The 16,062-nt window shown below is 37.1% G+C and carries 16 protein-coding genes and 1 pseudogene; 6 read left to right on the forward strand and 11 right to left on the reverse strand.

What is annotated here, in order from left to right; translation table 11 throughout:
* Positions 1-18: 18 nt before the first annotated feature.
* Positions 19-320 (forward strand): annotated as a pseudogene (locus AC3CH7_RS04400) (transposase); the annotation flags it as partial.
* Between the two features lie 317 nt (positions 321-637).
* On the opposite strand, the gene tkt reads toward AC3CH7_RS04400, so the two are convergent.
* Both tkt and AC3CH7_RS04410 read right to left on the reverse strand, forming a co-directional pair.
* Positions 638-2,632: a transketolase gene (gene tkt, locus AC3CH7_RS04405; protein WP_031419085.1), complete on the reverse strand. Its 1,995-nt coding sequence runs from the start codon at positions 2,630-2,632 to the stop codon at positions 638-640.
* Positions 2,633-2,757: 125 nt separating this feature from the next.
* Positions 2,758-2,991 carry a DUF896 domain-containing protein gene (locus AC3CH7_RS04410; protein ID WP_012293388.1) on the reverse strand — a complete coding sequence of 78 codons (234 nt, stop codon included), beginning with the start codon at positions 2,989-2,991 and terminating at the stop codon, positions 2,758-2,760.
* Positions 2,992-3,181: 190 nt separating this feature from the next.
* Here AC3CH7_RS04410 and AC3CH7_RS04415 point away from each other — a divergent pair, with 190 nt between their 5' ends.
* A complete protein-coding gene (locus tag AC3CH7_RS04415; RefSeq protein WP_031419083.1) occupies positions 3,182-3,709 on the forward strand; it encodes a GNAT family N-acetyltransferase in 528 nt (175 codons plus the stop codon).
* Between the two features lie 143 nt (positions 3,710-3,852).
* The gene (gene def, locus AC3CH7_RS04420) at positions 3,853-4,431 is read left to right on the forward strand and encodes a peptide deformylase (RefSeq protein WP_197223868.1); all 579 of its coding nucleotides are present in this window, start codon (positions 3,853-3,855) and stop codon (positions 4,429-4,431) included.
* An 18-nt stretch (positions 4,432-4,449) separates the two neighbouring features.
* Here the strand turns inward: def and AC3CH7_RS04425 are convergent, their stop codons facing one another.
* The gene (locus tag AC3CH7_RS04425) at positions 4,450-5,115 is read right to left on the reverse strand and encodes a YneB family resolvase-like protein (protein ID WP_488381593.1); all 666 of its coding nucleotides are present in this window, start codon (positions 5,113-5,115) and stop codon (positions 4,450-4,452) included.
* The gene (gene yneA / locus AC3CH7_RS04430; protein ID WP_031419080.1) at positions 5,112-5,426 is read right to left on the reverse strand and encodes a cell division suppressor protein YneA; all 315 of its coding nucleotides are present in this window, start codon (positions 5,424-5,426) and stop codon (positions 5,112-5,114) included. The genes AC3CH7_RS04425 and yneA overlap by 4 nt, the downstream gene beginning before the upstream one ends.
* A gap of 166 nt (positions 5,427-5,592) precedes the next feature.
* On the opposite strand from yneA, the gene lexA reads away from it, so the two are divergent.
* A complete protein-coding gene (gene lexA / locus AC3CH7_RS04435; protein WP_031419079.1) occupies positions 5,593-6,210 on the forward strand; it encodes a transcriptional repressor LexA in 618 nt (205 codons plus the stop codon).
* A 103-nt stretch (positions 6,211-6,313) separates the two neighbouring features.
* Here the strand turns inward: lexA and AC3CH7_RS04440 are convergent, their stop codons facing one another.
* The 4 genes from AC3CH7_RS04440 to AC3CH7_RS04455 all read right to left on the reverse strand — a co-directional run bounded on the left by AC3CH7_RS04440 (position 6,314) and on the right by AC3CH7_RS04455 (position 10,508).
* On the reverse strand, positions 6,314-7,036 hold the full coding sequence (locus AC3CH7_RS04440; RefSeq protein ID WP_031419078.1) for a gamma-glutamyl-gamma-aminobutyrate hydrolase family protein: 723 nt from the start codon (positions 7,034-7,036) through the stop codon (positions 6,314-6,316).
* Between the two features lie 34 nt (positions 7,037-7,070).
* Positions 7,071-7,823, reverse strand: coding sequence for a prepilin peptidase (locus tag AC3CH7_RS04445; RefSeq protein ID WP_031419077.1), 753 nt, complete (start codon positions 7,821-7,823; stop codon positions 7,071-7,073).
* 258 nt (positions 7,824-8,081) lie between these two features.
* Positions 8,082-10,175 carry a DUF2339 domain-containing protein gene (locus AC3CH7_RS04450; RefSeq protein WP_488381594.1) on the reverse strand — a complete coding sequence of 698 codons (2,094 nt, stop codon included), beginning with the start codon at positions 10,173-10,175 and terminating at the stop codon, positions 8,082-8,084.
* 81 nt (positions 10,176-10,256) lie between these two features.
* Complete coding sequence (locus tag AC3CH7_RS04455) at positions 10,257-10,508, reverse strand: phage holin (protein ID WP_012293379.1); 252 nt, start codon at positions 10,506-10,508, stop codon at positions 10,257-10,259.
* Positions 10,509-10,743: 235 nt separating this feature from the next.
* Between AC3CH7_RS04455 and AC3CH7_RS04460 the strand changes: the two genes are divergently transcribed.
* Together AC3CH7_RS04460 and AC3CH7_RS04465 are read left to right on the forward strand one after the other, a co-directional pair.
* Positions 10,744-11,748, forward strand: a complete 1,005-nt coding sequence (locus AC3CH7_RS04460; RefSeq protein ID WP_416277473.1) for an acyltransferase family protein — start codon at positions 10,744-10,746, stop codon at positions 11,746-11,748.
* 176 nt (positions 11,749-11,924) lie between these two features.
* Positions 11,925-12,656 (forward strand): CPBP family intramembrane glutamic endopeptidase, encoded by a 732-nt coding sequence (locus AC3CH7_RS04465; RefSeq protein ID WP_099805070.1) that lies wholly within the window; start codon positions 11,925-11,927, stop codon positions 12,654-12,656.
* Positions 12,657-12,671: 15 nt separating this feature from the next.
* Here the strand turns inward: AC3CH7_RS04465 and AC3CH7_RS04470 are convergent, their stop codons facing one another.
* The 3 genes from AC3CH7_RS04470 to AC3CH7_RS04480 all read right to left on the reverse strand — a co-directional run bounded on the left by AC3CH7_RS04470 (position 12,672) and on the right by AC3CH7_RS04480 (position 16,015).
* Positions 12,672-14,027: a YjiH family protein gene (locus tag AC3CH7_RS04470; protein WP_488381595.1), complete on the reverse strand. Its 1,356-nt coding sequence runs from the start codon at positions 14,025-14,027 to the stop codon at positions 12,672-12,674.
* 393 nt (positions 14,028-14,420) lie between these two features.
* Positions 14,421-15,191: an IucA/IucC family C-terminal-domain containing protein gene (locus AC3CH7_RS04475; protein WP_031419072.1), complete on the reverse strand. Its 771-nt coding sequence runs from the start codon at positions 15,189-15,191 to the stop codon at positions 14,421-14,423.
* Complete coding sequence (locus tag AC3CH7_RS04480) at positions 15,188-16,015, reverse strand: ABC transporter ATP-binding protein (RefSeq protein ID WP_031419071.1); 828 nt, start codon at positions 16,013-16,015, stop codon at positions 15,188-15,190. Before AC3CH7_RS04480 ends, AC3CH7_RS04475 begins: the two co-directional genes overlap by 4 nt.
* Between the last annotated feature and the right edge of the window lie 47 nt (positions 16,016-16,062).

A 16,062-nucleotide genomic window follows, 5' to 3' on the forward strand; every position in this document is an offset into this window, starting at 1 on the left:
TTTTGAGGTGCTAATACATCGAAACCTTTGATTTGTGCGAAGTGTCAAGCCTTCCCAATGTACGGAAAGTAAGAATTACAAAAAACTCATTCAACGCCATACTTGGGAACTGTATGTGGAGGAAGCTGAACATTTACGCCATTCCTATGACGTCAAACAAATTTATGCAAGCGTAAAGAAACGATTGAGCATGTCTTTGCCGATGCAATGGTATGCGATGGACAACCTAGAGGTCTGAAAAATTGTCCATGCAGGCGATACTAACTCTTGCTGTCATGAATTTAAAGAAACTAGCTACTTGGACGTGGCTGGCGGCTTAAAAGAGTTCTTATACTTGAAGAGTCTGTTTTATGGGATATCAAATTACCATTTTTAAACATAAAGAAAGTAAAAAAATGACAAAAGGAATCGAGTGTGAACTTCTCAATTCCTTTTGTCACAGTCTGAACTGCATAACCATATGCAGTTTTTTTGATTTGGGATATTTTTGAAAATTATTGCCACAGATATATTTGTTAATTCCTTTAGTGATACGTCACTCAATACCTAACATTTGATTCTCACATGCTATAAAAAGTACCGCAACGCCCAGCGAATTGATACAATCGCTGAGTGTTGCGGTACTTTATTAAAAATCTTATAGAGCTTTTACCTTCGCAACTACATTTTCTACAGTGAATCCGTATTTTTCCATTACTACTTCACCTGGAGCTGATGCGCCAAATTTATCGATTGCAAGCACATCACCATCAAAGCCAGTATATTTATGCCAGCCGAATGATGCACCCATTTCAATCGCAAGACGTTTAGTGACAGCTTTTGGTAAAACAGATTCTTTGTAGGCAGCATCTTGTTTTTCAAAGCGATCCATAGATGGCATTGAAACGACAGCTACATCCAAACCTTCACCTTTTAATGCATTTTGAGCTTCAATTGCAAGAGATACTTCAGAGCCTGTTGCAATTAATATAGCATCCGCTACTGCTTTAGTTGCAGGAGATACTGTGTAAGCACCCTTCGTCACACCTTCACGTACTGTTTCAATAGAAGCGTTAAGAACAGGTAAGTTTTGACGAGACAATACTAATACTGTTGGCGTATTTTCTGATGCAACGGCAAGCTCCCATGCAACAGCTGATTCATTTGCATCCGCAGGACGAACAACAGATAAATTAGGCATTGCACGTAGTGATGCAAGGTGTTCAATTGGCTCATGCGTTGGTCCATCTTCGCCAACAGCAATCGAGTCATGTGTAAATACATACGTTACAGGTAGACCCATTAATGCTGACAGACGAACTGCCGGACGCACATAGTCTGAGAACACGAAGAATGTACCACCAAATACATTTAAACCACCGTGAAGTGCCATACCGTTTAAAGCAGCGCCCATTGCAAATTCACGCACACCAAACCAGATGTTGCGACCAGCATAATCGTCCGCTGAGAAGTCGCCTGCACCCTTCATCGTTGTTTTATTAGAGCCAGCAAGGTCAGCAGAGCCACCAAAGAATGATGGAGTTTTCTTAGCAATAGCATTAATCGCATCACCAGAAGAAGAACGTGTTGCTACAGATTTACCAGCTTCATACACTGGTAATTCCGAAGCGAAGTCTGCTGGTAATTCACCCTTCATAGCCTGTTCAAATTGAGCTGCTAATTCTGGGAATTCCTGTTTATAAGCAGTAAATTTCGCATTCCAAGCTTCCTCGGACTGTGCTCCTTGCACCTCAGCCGCAGCATTAAAAGTATCATATACTTCAGCAGGAATTTGGAAAGGCTCATGTGCCCACTCATAGGCAGCTTTTGTTAATACCACTTCATCTGTACCAAGTGGTGCACCATGAGAATCCGCTTTACCCGATTTATTTGGTGAACCAAAACCAATCACTGTTTTCACTTCAATCAATGTTGGTTTGCCAGTTGATTTTTTAGCTTCTTCAATAGTTGCATTAATCGCATCAACATCTGTGCCATCTGCAACTTTTAAATAATTCCAACCATAAGATTCAAAACGTTTTTGGACGTTTTCTGAGAATGACTTTTCTAAGTCTCCATCTAAAGAAATATCATTAGAATCGTAAAGCACGATTAATTTTTCAAGTTTTAAGTGACCAGCTAATGAAATAGCCTCTGCTGCTACGCCCTCCATTAAGTCTCCATCACCACATAATGCAAATGTATAGTGGTCAACGATGTCATGACCTGGTTTATTGTACGTAGCTGCTAAATGACGCTCTGCCATTGCCATACCTACAGTCATGGCAATACCTTGTCCTAGAGGACCAGTTGTTGCTTCCACACCTACTGTATGACCATATTCAGGATGTCCTGGTGTTAATGAATCCCATTGGCGGAAGTTTTGAATTTCTTCCATTGGTAAACCATAGCCGCCAAGGTGAAGTAAGCTGTATAAAAGCATGGAACCATGACCTGCTGATAGTACAAAACGATCACGGTTAAACCATTTTGGATTTGCTGGATTATGGCGTAATTGTTTTGTCCAAAGCGTATAAGCCATTGGCGCTGCCCCCATTGGTAAACCTGGGTGACCAGAATTTGCTTTTTCAATAGCATCGATTGACAAAGTTCGGATAGCATTAATTGCTAATAAATCCGCATGTTGAGTCATTATATTGTGACATCCTTTCTCGTCCTATAATTGTTCTTCTACAGTTTAGTCAACATTGCTTTAGAAAACAATGCTTTTGTTATACTATTTGTATTTTCATACATACTTTATTAAATTGTGTCACATTAATTTAGAAATTTATTTTTTTTCGCTTGTCTTACCTTCTCTGGCGTGACATCATTTCCTTCTGCATCAACCACTTTTACGTTTTCAATCGTATCACGCATCGTTGCTCTAAATGTATCCAAGTATTCTTTACGAAGCGCTGTTCGCTCCTTTGCCTCTTCATCCGTTAGTTGACCATTTTTTGCTTTAGCAGAAAGTTCATTTATACGGTTAATTTTTTCTTTTGATAACATAGTTACACACCTTTCAGTACCTATCTTATTGACTTCGGTATGCAAAGTATAGCACGGTTTCCCATTAAATGCAGTTATACCAACCCTTATTCAAGCTGTTGAAATAAAAAAATACATGACTTCCAGATGTTTGAAGTGTATAAGTATTATATGGAAGGAAAAATTTAACTATATATTGGAGGATATACATGTGAACGTGACAACTAAGCGATTACTCATTCGAACATTTCAAGAACAGGACTGGGAAGCTGTTTATAGCTATACTTCAGATGAAAAAGTGATGCATTATATGCCTGAAGGTGTTTTCACTGAAGATCAGGCAAAGAAATTTATTAAAGAAAATAGCAGCGACAAAGCAAAACATTTTGCTATTGTTTCAAATAATTGCAAGCAAGTGATTGGTCATATTGTTTTCCATCCTTGTTTCGGTGATCATACATATGAAATCGGTTGGGTACTAAATCCAGCTTACCAAAATCAAGGCTTTGCTTCTGAAGCTGCACATGCTGTATTAGACTATGGATTTAATGAAAAGAAACTTCATAGAATTATTGCAACGTGTCAGCCCGAAAATATCGCTTCTTATAAAGTTATGGAAAAAATAGGAATGAGACGTGAAGGTTTTTTTAAAAAATGTATACCATATGGGGATGAATGGTGGGACGAATACTATTACGCAGTCTTACGTGAAGAGTGGGACAATTTGTTAGGAGGTTAGAAGAACATTAAACACTAAACTACTAAGCTCGTGGAAATGGAAGAAGTTCCTGTAAATGGTATTAGGCACTTGGTCAATAATGGATGATCCGACCATACAAATTAGCTTGAAAAAACTTCTGAATACGGAGGAGGTATTTTTCGATGGCAAAATTTCATCCTGATTACATGATTACTATGAAAGATTTTGTAAAAGAACACTCGGTCCTATTACGTAAACAAACACAAGAGGTTGCCATACCAGTTCCCTTAGAGGACCGACATATATTATTTTCTATGCTTCAATATTTAAAAAACAGCCAAGATCCGATTTTAACAAAAAAGTATAAGCTACGTCCTGGTAGTGGCCTCTCTGCAAATCAAATTGGCGTAGATAAAAGAATGTTTGCTGTCCTTTTTGAAGATCATGACCAAAAACACGAAATGATGTTCATTAACCCAAAAGTAATGAGCCATTCTTTAAATATGATCTATTTGCCTGAGGGAGAAGGGTGTCTGTCTGTTAATCGACCAGTTCACGGTTTTGTACCAAGATATGAACGAATTAAAGTAAAAGCCTATACTATTGATGGACAGGAATTTATTTTGTCTTTAAAAGGCTATGAATCTATCGTTGTACAACATGAAATTGATCATTTAAATGGTATTATGTTTTATGATCGAATTAATAAAGATAACCCTTTTCAACTACCCCAAAATGTTATTATCGAAAGCTTGTATTAAAAAAATTAGCAGGCTATATTATTTGCCTGCTAATTTTTCTTGATGCTCTTGGAATCGGCGATGTACGGTTGCCTTACTTACCTCAAAGCCTAATCCTCTAAGAGTAATGGAAATTTCCTCAAAGGTAAAACCACGATTACGTAGCTTCACGATTTCATCAACAGGGAGTTCCTTCCGTTCCTGACCATGCGGATTCCCACGATTGGATAGGTTATTTTCAGGGCGATAGCCATTTTCCACAGCACGTCGCATACCTCTGCGGATTTTCGCATTATGGATTCTACGTTGATACTCTTCTACAATTGCTAAAATCTCTAGTAGCATCGTATCCATTTCGTTTAATTGAACTGGTCCTGCATCACGAATCGAATAAACATCTGTTGCTGATTTTTGTAATAAATGCAATACTGCCATCCTGGCATTTCCACGGCCTAAACGAGTTTCATCTTGTACAAAAAGAGCTTTTACTTCCTTCTCTTTTATAAAATCAAGCATTTCAAGTAAGCCTTCGCGTTCAACATCATAACCGCTATGCTTATCTTTAAAAACACCCTTTACTTCATAGCCTTGCTCTTTAGCACAGCGCACTAATTCTTCTTGTTGGCGCTCTAACGAGGAGCTTTGCGTTTCTTTTTCAGTACTTACCCGGCAATAGACAACAGCCGTCATTTGATTATTTTTCATTGTTCGTTTCTCGCAATTTCAATGGTTTTGATGGGACTGGCTTGATCACTCAAAACTGGAATGACTAGAGATTTACCCGCCACGATTTTAATATCTGCTAACTCATTTTCTGATTTGACAAGTTTAATCCAATCTTCTTTACTCATTTTACCACGGTATTGTTCGGCTAACGACCACAAGCTATCCCCATGTTCAATTTGAATTTCAGCGTAATTAACATCCCCCGGATCAGTGATGTAAAGGTAACTTGCGAAGAGTAAACAAGCACCTAATAATATAGTGATATGTGTATTTTTCTTTAACCATTTCATCATTATAACCTCTTTTCTAGAATGTTTGTTCGGAATATATGTTCTCATAATAAAGCGAACAAACGTTTTTGTCAAACACTTTTCGAACCTATGTTTGCATACGTGTTCGCATTCTGTTATACTATCAAATAAGAAGAATGATATTAGAAAAAAGAGGTGAGCAATCATGAAAAAAGTATCGAAAAGACAAGAGGACATTTTAGCGTTCATTAAAGACGAGGTACGAGCTAAAGGGTATCCGCCATCAGTCCGTGAAATCGGGGAAGCTGTTGGACTTGCTTCAAGTTCAACTGTTCATGGTCATTTGGCTCGATTAGAACAAAAGGGTTTTATTCGTCGAGATCCAACAAAACCACGTGCTATTGAAATTCTTGAACCTGAAGAATCCATCCAAAAGCAACACGTCATCCATGTACCACTTGTAGGGAAGGTTACAGCAGGTTCTCCTATTACAGCTATCGAAAATATTGAAGAGTATTTCCCACTGCCTGATACATATGGCACGAGTGAGGATCAGTTATTCATGCTAGAAATTATGGGTGAATCGATGATTGAAGCAGGAATTTTAGATGGTGATTTAGTGATTGTGAAGCAAAAATCAACGGCTAATAATGGAGACATTGTTGTAGCCATGACAGCTGAAGATGAAGCTACTGTAAAACGATTCTTTAAGGAAAAAAACCATTTCCGTTTACAGCCTGAAAATTCATCAATGGAACCGATTATCGTCGATCAAGTATCCATTTTGGGACAAGTTGTTGGTCTGTATCGCCGTGTACATTAATTAAATGAGGGTTTGAGGATTGTGTTCCTTCACTGAGCATAAATCCTCTTTTTTACGCAAAAAAAGAATCCATAAACTATTGGATTCTTTTGACAACGGCCTTTTAAGCCTCTTTTTTAAATTTTATGCTCGCTTCAATAAACGCTGCAAATAGCTTTTGTGCATGCGGATCTCCTGCTATAGCTAATTCCTCTGGGTGCCACTGGACAGCCAAGCAGAATGGTAATTCCTCATGTACCACTGCTTCAATAATGCCATCACTTGATTTCGCTGCAACTTTTAAATTCTCCGCTAGTACATTCACTGATTGATGATGAAAAGAATTGACGGCAATTTTCTCTTGTTCCAGAATAGTGGCTAATAAATTCTCCGCAATAATTTGTACATAATGCGTTGCTACTGATCTACCGGCCTGTTGCATATGTTTAATAAGCTTTGTACTATAATGGTCACTATCAATGTCCTGATATAACGTCCCGCCTAATGCAACATTTAATATTTGGATACCCCGACAAATACCGAAAATAGGCATTTTTCGTAAAAATGCAGCCTCAATTAATGCTAATTCTACGGCATCTCTAGCTGGATGAATTTTACCTAACTTTGGTGAAGGGTCCACTCCAAATAAAAAAGGATGTACATCATAGCCTCCCGATAGCAATAAGCCATCCGTAAGGGCTAAAATTTGTGCAGCATCTTCCTCAACCCCTAACGGAATAATGAGGGGGATACCGCCCGCCTCAATAATACTTTTGCTGTAAGCAGCATTTAAATGAGCTGATAAATCATCTTCTACAAAAGCTGTAATTCCAATAATCGGCTTCACTTGATTCCCCTCCACAAAATTGAAGATTAAATACTTACCAAAAACCTAAGTACCACTTGATGAACGAATCTCCATAGAAATAAACAATATTAGCGGCTAATGCAATTGATGGGCCAAAGGGAATAGGTGTTTTTCTTCCCTGTTTACGCTTTAATAAGACAACTATTCCGACTATCATACCAATGATAGCAGCTAAAAATAAAGTCAACAGCGTATGAATAGTACCGAGAACAAGACCAATTAAAAAGAATAATTTAATATCCCCTCCTCCCATTCCACCTTTCGATAAAACCGCAATACTATATAATATGCCAAAACCAACGAGTGAACCCAATAGGCTGTCCCACCAAGGTGTTAAAGGTGATAGTACACGTCCAATGACCAATATAGGCAAAAAGAATAAAAGAATCTTATCTGGAATTAACAGATAAGTAAAATCTGAAACAACTATAATGACTAACAATGAGATGAACGATAAAGCTACTATGAATTCCATGCTCCAGTTTAGCTTCAAATAAGCAAGGGCGAATAATCCTCCAGTCAACAATTCTATCGCTGGATATACTGACGAGATTTTAAAGCCACAGCCCCGACATTTTCCTCTTATAAACAGATAAGACAATACTGGCACTAAATCAAGAACCGTCAATGGTCTCTGACAGTTTGTACAATGGGAGGAAGGAAGTACAAGAGACTCCTTCCGCGGTACACGAAAGCCAACTACATTATAAAAAGAGCCAAAAACTAGACCAAATAAAAAAATGATAATTGTATAAGCCATTTCCAAATTTATGTCCTCCTAAACCAATAGGCGCCCATACAATCCGTATGATGCGCCTATTCATATAATTATTGTAGTTTTGCTCGGTAATACACGTAACCAATGTTATTCAGAACAAGGGACATAGATAATATGTGATGTATTTGAGGAATATTTTCACAAAGGATTTAAAGTACGATAAGAAGAAAGAAGGAGTAGAGTAAGAGTATTATCAGTTTAGCACAAGATAAAAGAGATTCCAAAAATCATTGGAATCTCTTTTATTTATTTCCTCAGTAACCTACCTGATAACAGCATGCCAATGCCACCAATTGTTATAAATAGAACAGCTCTAATTAATAAATCAAGTGCTGATAGGTCGAAGAAAATCAGCTTGATAAACGCAATGACTAAGATAACAAAGCCTGTAGTGCGAAGCGTTTTTAATTGTTGCGTGGAACTAAGCCATAACGAAATACTCGCGGTTAGAAATAATGTAATCGTTGTAAGAGCTATACTTAGTTTCCAATCAAGTAGATGACTATACGTAAATTGATGAACGAGCCCCCATATCGAGATCATTGTGAGTACGACACCTGAGCTAACAATAGCGTCTACATATTTCCCCATTCGTTCTGCATATAGCCGATAAATACGGCCCTTTACTAGAACGTCCACAATAATCGCCACTATTACTGCTATATAAACTAATCTGGTCATCATACTTAAGCTGTCCAACATAGAAGGCTTTGCGCTGACCATCAAAGAAAATACGATAAAGAATGCTCCCAGCACAGGCGTTAGAACACGCCCTTTGAATTTCTCTGACACGAGCAGAGTTCCTGCAAACAAAGCAGCTAGTGCCATACACATCAAATACTGAATGCCATTTGTTGCCGCAAAATAGGCTGTATCTAGTTTGCTCATATAAGCTAAGAAGTAGCCTGTGGTGATTACTGCTAAAATATCAATAGCATATACATCCTTCATGACTTTCTCAAAAGGTGATAACGTTTCTTTTGGGCGTCTAGTATACAAGTAAATGACTACAAGATAAATAATCGGCATGAACAGGCTTACATGATTAAAGCTCATAAATGGTGTTGGTTCATGGAAAATAAAGTTTAGCAACAATGTCATCACAAGGAAAAATGATGTGACTACCTTCATCATACTGGCCCGTAATCGTAAGCTCATCATTACACCTGCAAATGCGATCAATGGATATAGTAAATCATCCACTTTATCAGGTATATTCATGATAAGTACCGTATTACATACGGTCATAAATGCGAGTGTTATAGCACTATCAAATACTTCCTGCCATTTTTGACGATGACTATAAAACGATAATGCTATGAATAAACCAAACAAAACAAGTAGCACTGCTTCCCCATATTCTAGTGAGCGTATGATCAGGTTCATCAGCAATAAACTAAATGACCCTAACGAAAATTGGAGGCCAATATGAAGAGCTCTCCATTTAGATTGTGCATGAAATAATCGACACCAGCTTGCATAAAAGATGGCTAGTATAGCAAGTAAACCAAAAGCAAAGACAACTTGCTTATCATGATTCATAAATGCAACAACACCTATTGCCACCACTGAGAAAAAGGCTGAAATATAAAGGGCAAGCTTCTGCTTGTGCTGTTGGACAACCAATTGCAGCATGGCAAATAAAACGATAACAAATAGTAAAATAATGATGGCACTAAAGTCCATATATTCTAATAAATAAGGTAGTAATAATGAGGTAAAAGCAACAAAAATAGTTAATGCCTCATTTTTCTTTAAGTAACTTATTGCAATACCATAGCCAATATAAAGAATCGTAATACCAAGCGCTGGTGTGAGATGGATGATCTCGTATAAAATGGCACTAGCTGCAGTCGTTAAAATACCAACAATAAATGCTCCGCCATATAATGAGACGGTAATAGCGGGAGAGCCTACTTTTCTACGTTCCAGAATATAAGCGATAATCGCCAATCCTACCGATAATGAATAGGCAAGGATGATTTTCACGCCATTCGATAAATAACCATAGTCACTAACAAGTTTGAGACCCCAAAGTACCCCCATAACTAAAATAACCATGAATACTTTTGGAAGTGCCCACATAACACGTTCCTCCATCGATGGCTGTGGTTGCACCTCTTTTTGTGCTGTTTTGACTGGGGTAGTCTTCGACTCCACTGTTGGTTTTGGTGTTGGTTTTGGTTTTATTGGAACCGATTGCTCGATCATTGACTGTCTTGCATCAAGAGTATTTATTTTCTCATTGCTTTGAATTCGCCTTAATTCACTTAACTCCTGACGTAACTCTGCCATTTCCTCCTCAAGTTTAGCCACTCTTCGTTCCATTTCAAGGGACATTCAATCATCCTCCCCACTGTATCAATTTTCTAACATTATAACATATTTATCCTTATTGTAAAATTACACTTTTTGAATACTTTATCGTGGTCTCCTATACATTAATGCCTTTTCACTATCACTTGTACCTTTTGTCGTTGGGTCTACTATGACACCCATTAATACAAGAATAGATAGAACTGTATTTAAAATAGCTGCAATTTGCTCACTTATTGCAGCTGTCAAATCAAAGCCGAAAATCGCTCCTACTTGTTGTGCGAGTAAGAGTAACAATGAAAATAGACCTAATAAAAATGGTATATGTTGAAGACGAACCTTCCAGTTAATTCTCATAAAAGCTCACCTCCCCCCCTCTTGAACCAGTATATGCAGGGAGGTTATGTAACACATATGCAAAAATGGAGCTTTTGACAAGTTTACTAGGTATTTTTAATAATAATTTGCGAACTAAACTATTTTCGAGTGAAAGACAGACCGGTTGTAACCATAATGCCAAATTCATATAGTTAGTAAGGTTGCATCCTGGCAGGAGATGCCCGCCAATTTACTGAAATCGAGGGTGATTGAGATGGTGTACGAGTGGAACGCATTGAGAGCTATTGCTTGCTTAAGTATTGTGCTATTGCACGCGACGACAAATATTGAAATTATTAATGGCTTTATTGATCAACCTTTCTATCAATTTTTTAGACTTGTGCTATGTGCCGCCACACCCATTTTCATTTTATTATCCATTTTAATATTAGCTAATCGCTATCAACATCAGCTGCCTTCCCATTTTTTATGGCATCGATTTCAGTTTATCGTCATGCCGTTTGTAGCTGCTGGTATTTTATATGCGGCTAATGCAGCCTTTCATTATCATGAAAATTTTTGGTATGCCCTGTATCGTCACATTATTTTGGGGGATTTTTCTGGGTGGTTTGTCATGACGATTTTTCAGCTCTATATTCTATTTTTTATGGTAAAAAAATATAATCTATCCTGTATATGGTTTGCTCCCATAATGTTCTTACTAGGGGTTTTCTATATGACACTAGCAAAATTAAATATAGATTATTTCGTAAATAACGATCATTTTATACGACTGCTCTTCGTAGGCTGGCTTCCTTATTTTGTATTTGCCTATTTCATGGGTCGTCATTATGAAAGATTCACATATTATCTCCTTAAATATAAATTTTTTACCGTTTTATCGGTTATACTTGCAACAGTCATTATCTATTTAAATTATTATTTGGGCGATCAGCAAATTACATCACGAAGAATCGATATGATTCTATTTGTGTTAGCGATGACGATTTTTATTTTAACATTTGCCCAAATTTTACCTAAGCTGTCCTTCATCCATACCATAAGTCGTTATTCCTTTGGTATCTTTTTAATTCACTGGCTTATTCAAGAATATCTAGCTCCCTATAGTGCATTACTCCCTACCACTTCTCTACAAGTTATTTCACTTTTTCTAGCTAGTTTTGTCGTCTGTATGTTGTTCATAAAAATTATTTCCTTTCTCCCCTTTAGTGCATATTTAATCGGCAAATCTCACCAAAAAAAGTCAATCCAAAATTGAGGAAAAAATTTGATACAATGGATAATAGTTCATTAATTACGACGAGTACATTTATTACGTGTTGTGGATTTTAACATCATTTTAGAATGTATTTCCCTATTTTTTTTCAGAAGCACTCTCTTTTTAAGTGTCTTCCTATTAATTACTGCTAGCATGATTAGGAGGAAATGAACAGAATGAAACAAAAAGTGATTGCCAAAATAATTGGCTTAGAGTTTCTTATCATACTTTTCTATGTTGGTAACGGAGCTTTTGTTTCTATTAAAGAACCATCAAGCCCTTTGTTACAGTTTGCTATGTTAGTTCCACTAGCATTGGGACTCTTCATTTATATTGCCCTGAAAAAAAACTGGCAAATGTATTTCTTTCATCCTATTCAAAAGAATCATTTATTAATGATTTTACCGCTACTTTTTGTTTTAGGAATCATCCTTGTAAGTACTAAAGGATTAAATCTCACATCGATTAGCGATCTTATTTTTATGTTTTTAATGCAAGTGCTTATTGTGGCATTTATAGAAGAGACCATATTTAGGGGCCTTATGCTGCGAATGCTTCTTGCCAAGGGTGCATTTACAGCGGTATTCATTTCTAGTTTATTGTTTGGCATTACACATGCTTTACAATTACTTGGTGGGCAATCGCTTGAAGATACTATTATTCAAATCATCTATGCCCTTTTAGTGGGCCTTGTTCTTTCTTTACTTATTTTAGATGGGCAATCGATTATTATTACCATTCTTTTCCACGGATTCAATAATTTCTTTAACTTTATGGGAAATGTAGAGAGCCCTACGCTTAGTGGTTATCTTATTATTTTAGTGCTATTTGTCTATATGCTTGTTTTATGGAAGCGAGTAAAGAAATCCTATGCTATAAATTCCATGAAAAATGCCAAGTCCATCTAGGACTTGGCATTTTGATTAGAATAAAAGGTGACCCACTAATGCAGCAATTGGAAGTGAGATAAGTGTACGTAATATAAATATCACCACTAAATCGAAAAATTTCAATGGAATTTTCGTACCTAAAATAAGTCCACCCACCTCAGACATATAAATTAACTGCGTGACAGAAACCACTGCTATGACAAATCTAGTGGTATCAGATTCAATCCCTGCACCTAAAATAGAAGGCAGGAACATATCTGCAAAGCCCACAACCATTGTTTGTGCTGCTTGTGCCGCCTCTGGTAAGCCAAGTACTGTTAAAATAGGCTCAAAGGGTTTGCCTAAAATCACAAAGATACTCGTAAATTCGGCAAGCATTAGGGCAATCGTACCAAAAGCCATTACGATAGGTGCAACACCAACCCATAAATCAATAACATTTCTAAATCCATCTTTAATAAATTTGCGTGGGTCACGATTGTCATGGGCAACAGCAAGTGCATTTTCTAAGCCATGTGAGACTAAATTATAGCCCTCTGGTAATTCCTCACGTGAATAGTCTACAGACGTACCATCTATATATGTATCTTCTTTCTGTGCAAGTGGATAGATACGGGGCATAATAATCGCTAGTACAATTCCACAAAAGACAACTGTTAAATAGTATGGAATAAAATAGCGTGCCAAATGAACCGTATCCAATACTACGATACAAAATGTAATAGATACTACCGAGAAGCTTGTTGCAATAATAGCTGCTTCTTTTTTGGTATAGTTCCCCATTTCATATTGTTTACTAGTCATTAAAACACCAATCGTTCCATCACCGACCCATGATGTAAGGGCATCAATGGAAGAACGGCCCGGACTTTTAAATAGGGGTCGCATAATTCTCACCATCATTGTACCGAAAAATTCAAGAAGCCCGAAATTAGTCAAAAACGGCAAGAGGAATCCAGCAAACAAGAAGATGGTAAATAAAAATGTGACAAGACCATCATTAGGATCCATCAGTAGTCCACCAGTATTTTCGTTGTTGATGGCAAAAGGACCAAAGTTAAAGACAACCATTGAAGCAAAAACTAAGCCGATACAGCGGGTAATCGTCCAAAACCAATTAACATAAAACAATGTATCTAAAATACTTGGCTCTTTTACGTTTTTACGAGGAATAAATTTAGCCATAAGTGCGCCAATTGCTGAAATAGCAAACATAAAAATTGTAAAATAACTAATAATAGGAGCAATAATAGTTGCTAAAACATTTGCTAAAATTGCAATTGGTACCTTCCAGCCTTCTTCTGTTAAGACAGGTGTCATAAATAGAAAAATACCAATTAAAGAAGGGATGATAAAATAAACATATGTAGAAACAGCATATTTTTTCATTTTTTGATTAAAACCTCATTTCTATTAATCATGAAATTGCAACTTGATCTATTTCTCAATCTACTATTCTATAAGCTCTATATGTTGTGTTCATTCAAAGCCTCCCCTCATAACCTGTTATAGTACTATTATAAAAACAATAGAGTTTTGAGTTTTAAACAGAAAAATACTCACATCATTCATGTTTTTATAACATTACTGTGTTATAAAACTATTTTAAACGCTATAAAGCCATTGGTTCAATCTCACATTTTTCTGAATTTTTATACAGGCAACAAATGCTTCAATCAAGTATAACAATTATATAAGATAACAAACAGAAATTTTTAAAGTAAGAAAAAGTGAATAAACATCACATTTATTCACTTTGAGGAATTTGTAAACTTTATGAGGTTAGACGAGTCTTTTGATTTTAGGACAGGAGATACAAAAGTCATTTGCTTCATCAGATGTATGGTAATAGAAACAACATGTTTTTCTTAAGCGGATAGGTTGCTCAGATTCCTTTATTGTCACTTTAGGTCCACAATATTTAGTCAGAGGATTTTTCTTCTCGCCAAAGAGAGCACCTGGTGCCTCATGTACAATATAGGCATAATCCTCTTGTAGGCGAGTAATTTCTTGCTCATTGGCCCCTTCTCTTATTTTCGTTTCATATAGCCAATTGACATAAATAGCTGTATTTTCCCATAAGATTGTTTTTGGGATTTTACTTACTTTCATTAATGACTGCCACACTTTTGCTAGATTGTCCGCAAAAATCCCTTTCAGCACCTCGTCACGCCATGATTTACGATCAATTGTTGGCACAGACACCGTATGATCTATGAACCGAACGTTAGGTAGCCATGGCTTCGCATGTCCTTCTGCTTCCACCCAAATATTATCAATAGCAACGTGTAGCCCTTTATCGTATCTCGACATGGCATAGAATGCTGAAGCCATCGTCAAGACACTATAACGCTTTCCAAATAACGATGCTGTCACTAATAAAGAGGCCGATTGAAAAAAAGGTGCGATTGTTTGTAAATAGACTAGGGCCAGTTCAGAGTCCAATAAATTTTCCGCTCTTATGGAGTAAGTAGCGTCTATCGCGGGCTCAAACGTCAATCGATAATCGCTTAATAGTATGGGTATTTCTTCAGCTGACAATTTGTTGCTCAAGTGGCCGCTACCTCCTCAAATGCTTCCATCTGAACTGTTCGTCCCTTACCATGCGGAACACATAATGGCGTTCCAAATAGAGGGTCTCTCATTATGGTACAGTCCATCCGAAAGACCGCTTGTACCATCTCAGGTGTCACCACTTCCTCTGGCTTTCCTTGTGCGTATACCCGTTTATTTCGCACAGCTACAATATGATGAGCATAACGACAGGCTAAGTTTAAATCGTGTAATACCATAACAACTGTACGGCCTTCATGTTCATTCAAATCAAATAGTAAATCTAAAATTTCTACTTGATGAGCCATATCTAAATAGGTTGTAGGTTCATCTAGTAAAATAAGATCCGTTTTTTGAGCCAATGTCATAGCAATCCACACACGCTGACGCTGTCCACCTGATAATGCATCTACTGGGCGATCCGCAAATTCGGTCATCTGTGTCACCTCAAGAGCATTGTTCACAATAGTTTCATCCTCTGTAGACCATTGCTTTAACCAGCTCTGATGAGGGTAACGACCTTGTTTAATCAATTGTTGGACAGTTAATCCTTCTGGTGCAACAGGTCCCTGTGGAAGAATGGCTAACCGTTTTGCCACCTCTTTAGTTGAAATGGCGTCTAGTGGATGATTTTCTAAGAAAATTTCACCTGACCTTGGTTTTTGCAGTCGGGCAAACGTTCTAAGGAGCGTAGATTTTCCACAGCCATTGGCACCTACTAGTACCGTAATTTTCCCTTTTGGTATTTGAAGATTCAAATCTTCTAAAATAAGATTTTCACCATAGCTAACATCTAGATTTTGTACTTCTAAGACGTTTTTCAAAATCCCTTCACCCTCTTCTCTCACGCTTTTAACTCATTTATCATTGG

The organism is Lysinibacillus sp. F12 (assembly GCF_057773605.1).

Coding starts and splice junctions, on each gene's coding strand:
- AC3CH7_RS04410 (WP_012293388.1), bottom strand. CDS start 2,991: ATGTTATCAAAAGAAAAAATTAACCGTATAAATGAACTTTCTGCTAAA.
- AC3CH7_RS04450 (WP_488381594.1), bottom strand. CDS start 10,175: ATGTCCCTTGAAATGGAACGAAGAGTGGCTAAACTTGAGGAGGAAATG.
- tkt (WP_031419085.1), bottom strand. CDS start 2,632: ATGACTCAACATGCGGATTTATTAGCAATTAATGCTATCCGAACTTTG.
- AC3CH7_RS04425 (WP_488381593.1), bottom strand. CDS start 5,115: ATGAAAAATAATCAAATGACGGCTGTTGTCTATTGCCGGGTAAGTACT.
- AC3CH7_RS04465 (WP_099805070.1), top strand. CDS start 11,925: ATGAAACAAAAAGTGATTGCCAAAATAATTGGCTTAGAGTTTCTTATC.
- AC3CH7_RS04455 (WP_012293379.1), bottom strand. CDS start 10,508: ATGAGAATTAACTGGAAGGTTCGTCTTCAACATATACCATTTTTATTA.
- yneA (WP_031419080.1), bottom strand. CDS start 5,426: ATGAAATGGTTAAAGAAAAATACACATATCACTATATTATTAGGTGCT.
- def (WP_197223868.1), top strand. CDS start 3,853: ATGGCAAAATTTCATCCTGATTACATGATTACTATGAAAGATTTTGTA.
- lexA (WP_031419079.1), top strand. CDS start 5,593: ATGAAAAAAGTATCGAAAAGACAAGAGGACATTTTAGCGTTCATTAAA.
- AC3CH7_RS04470 (WP_488381595.1), bottom strand. CDS start 14,027: ATGAAAAAATATGCTGTTTCTACATATGTTTATTTTATCATCCCTTCT.
- AC3CH7_RS04460 (WP_416277473.1), top strand. CDS start 10,744: ATGGTGTACGAGTGGAACGCATTGAGAGCTATTGCTTGCTTAAGTATT.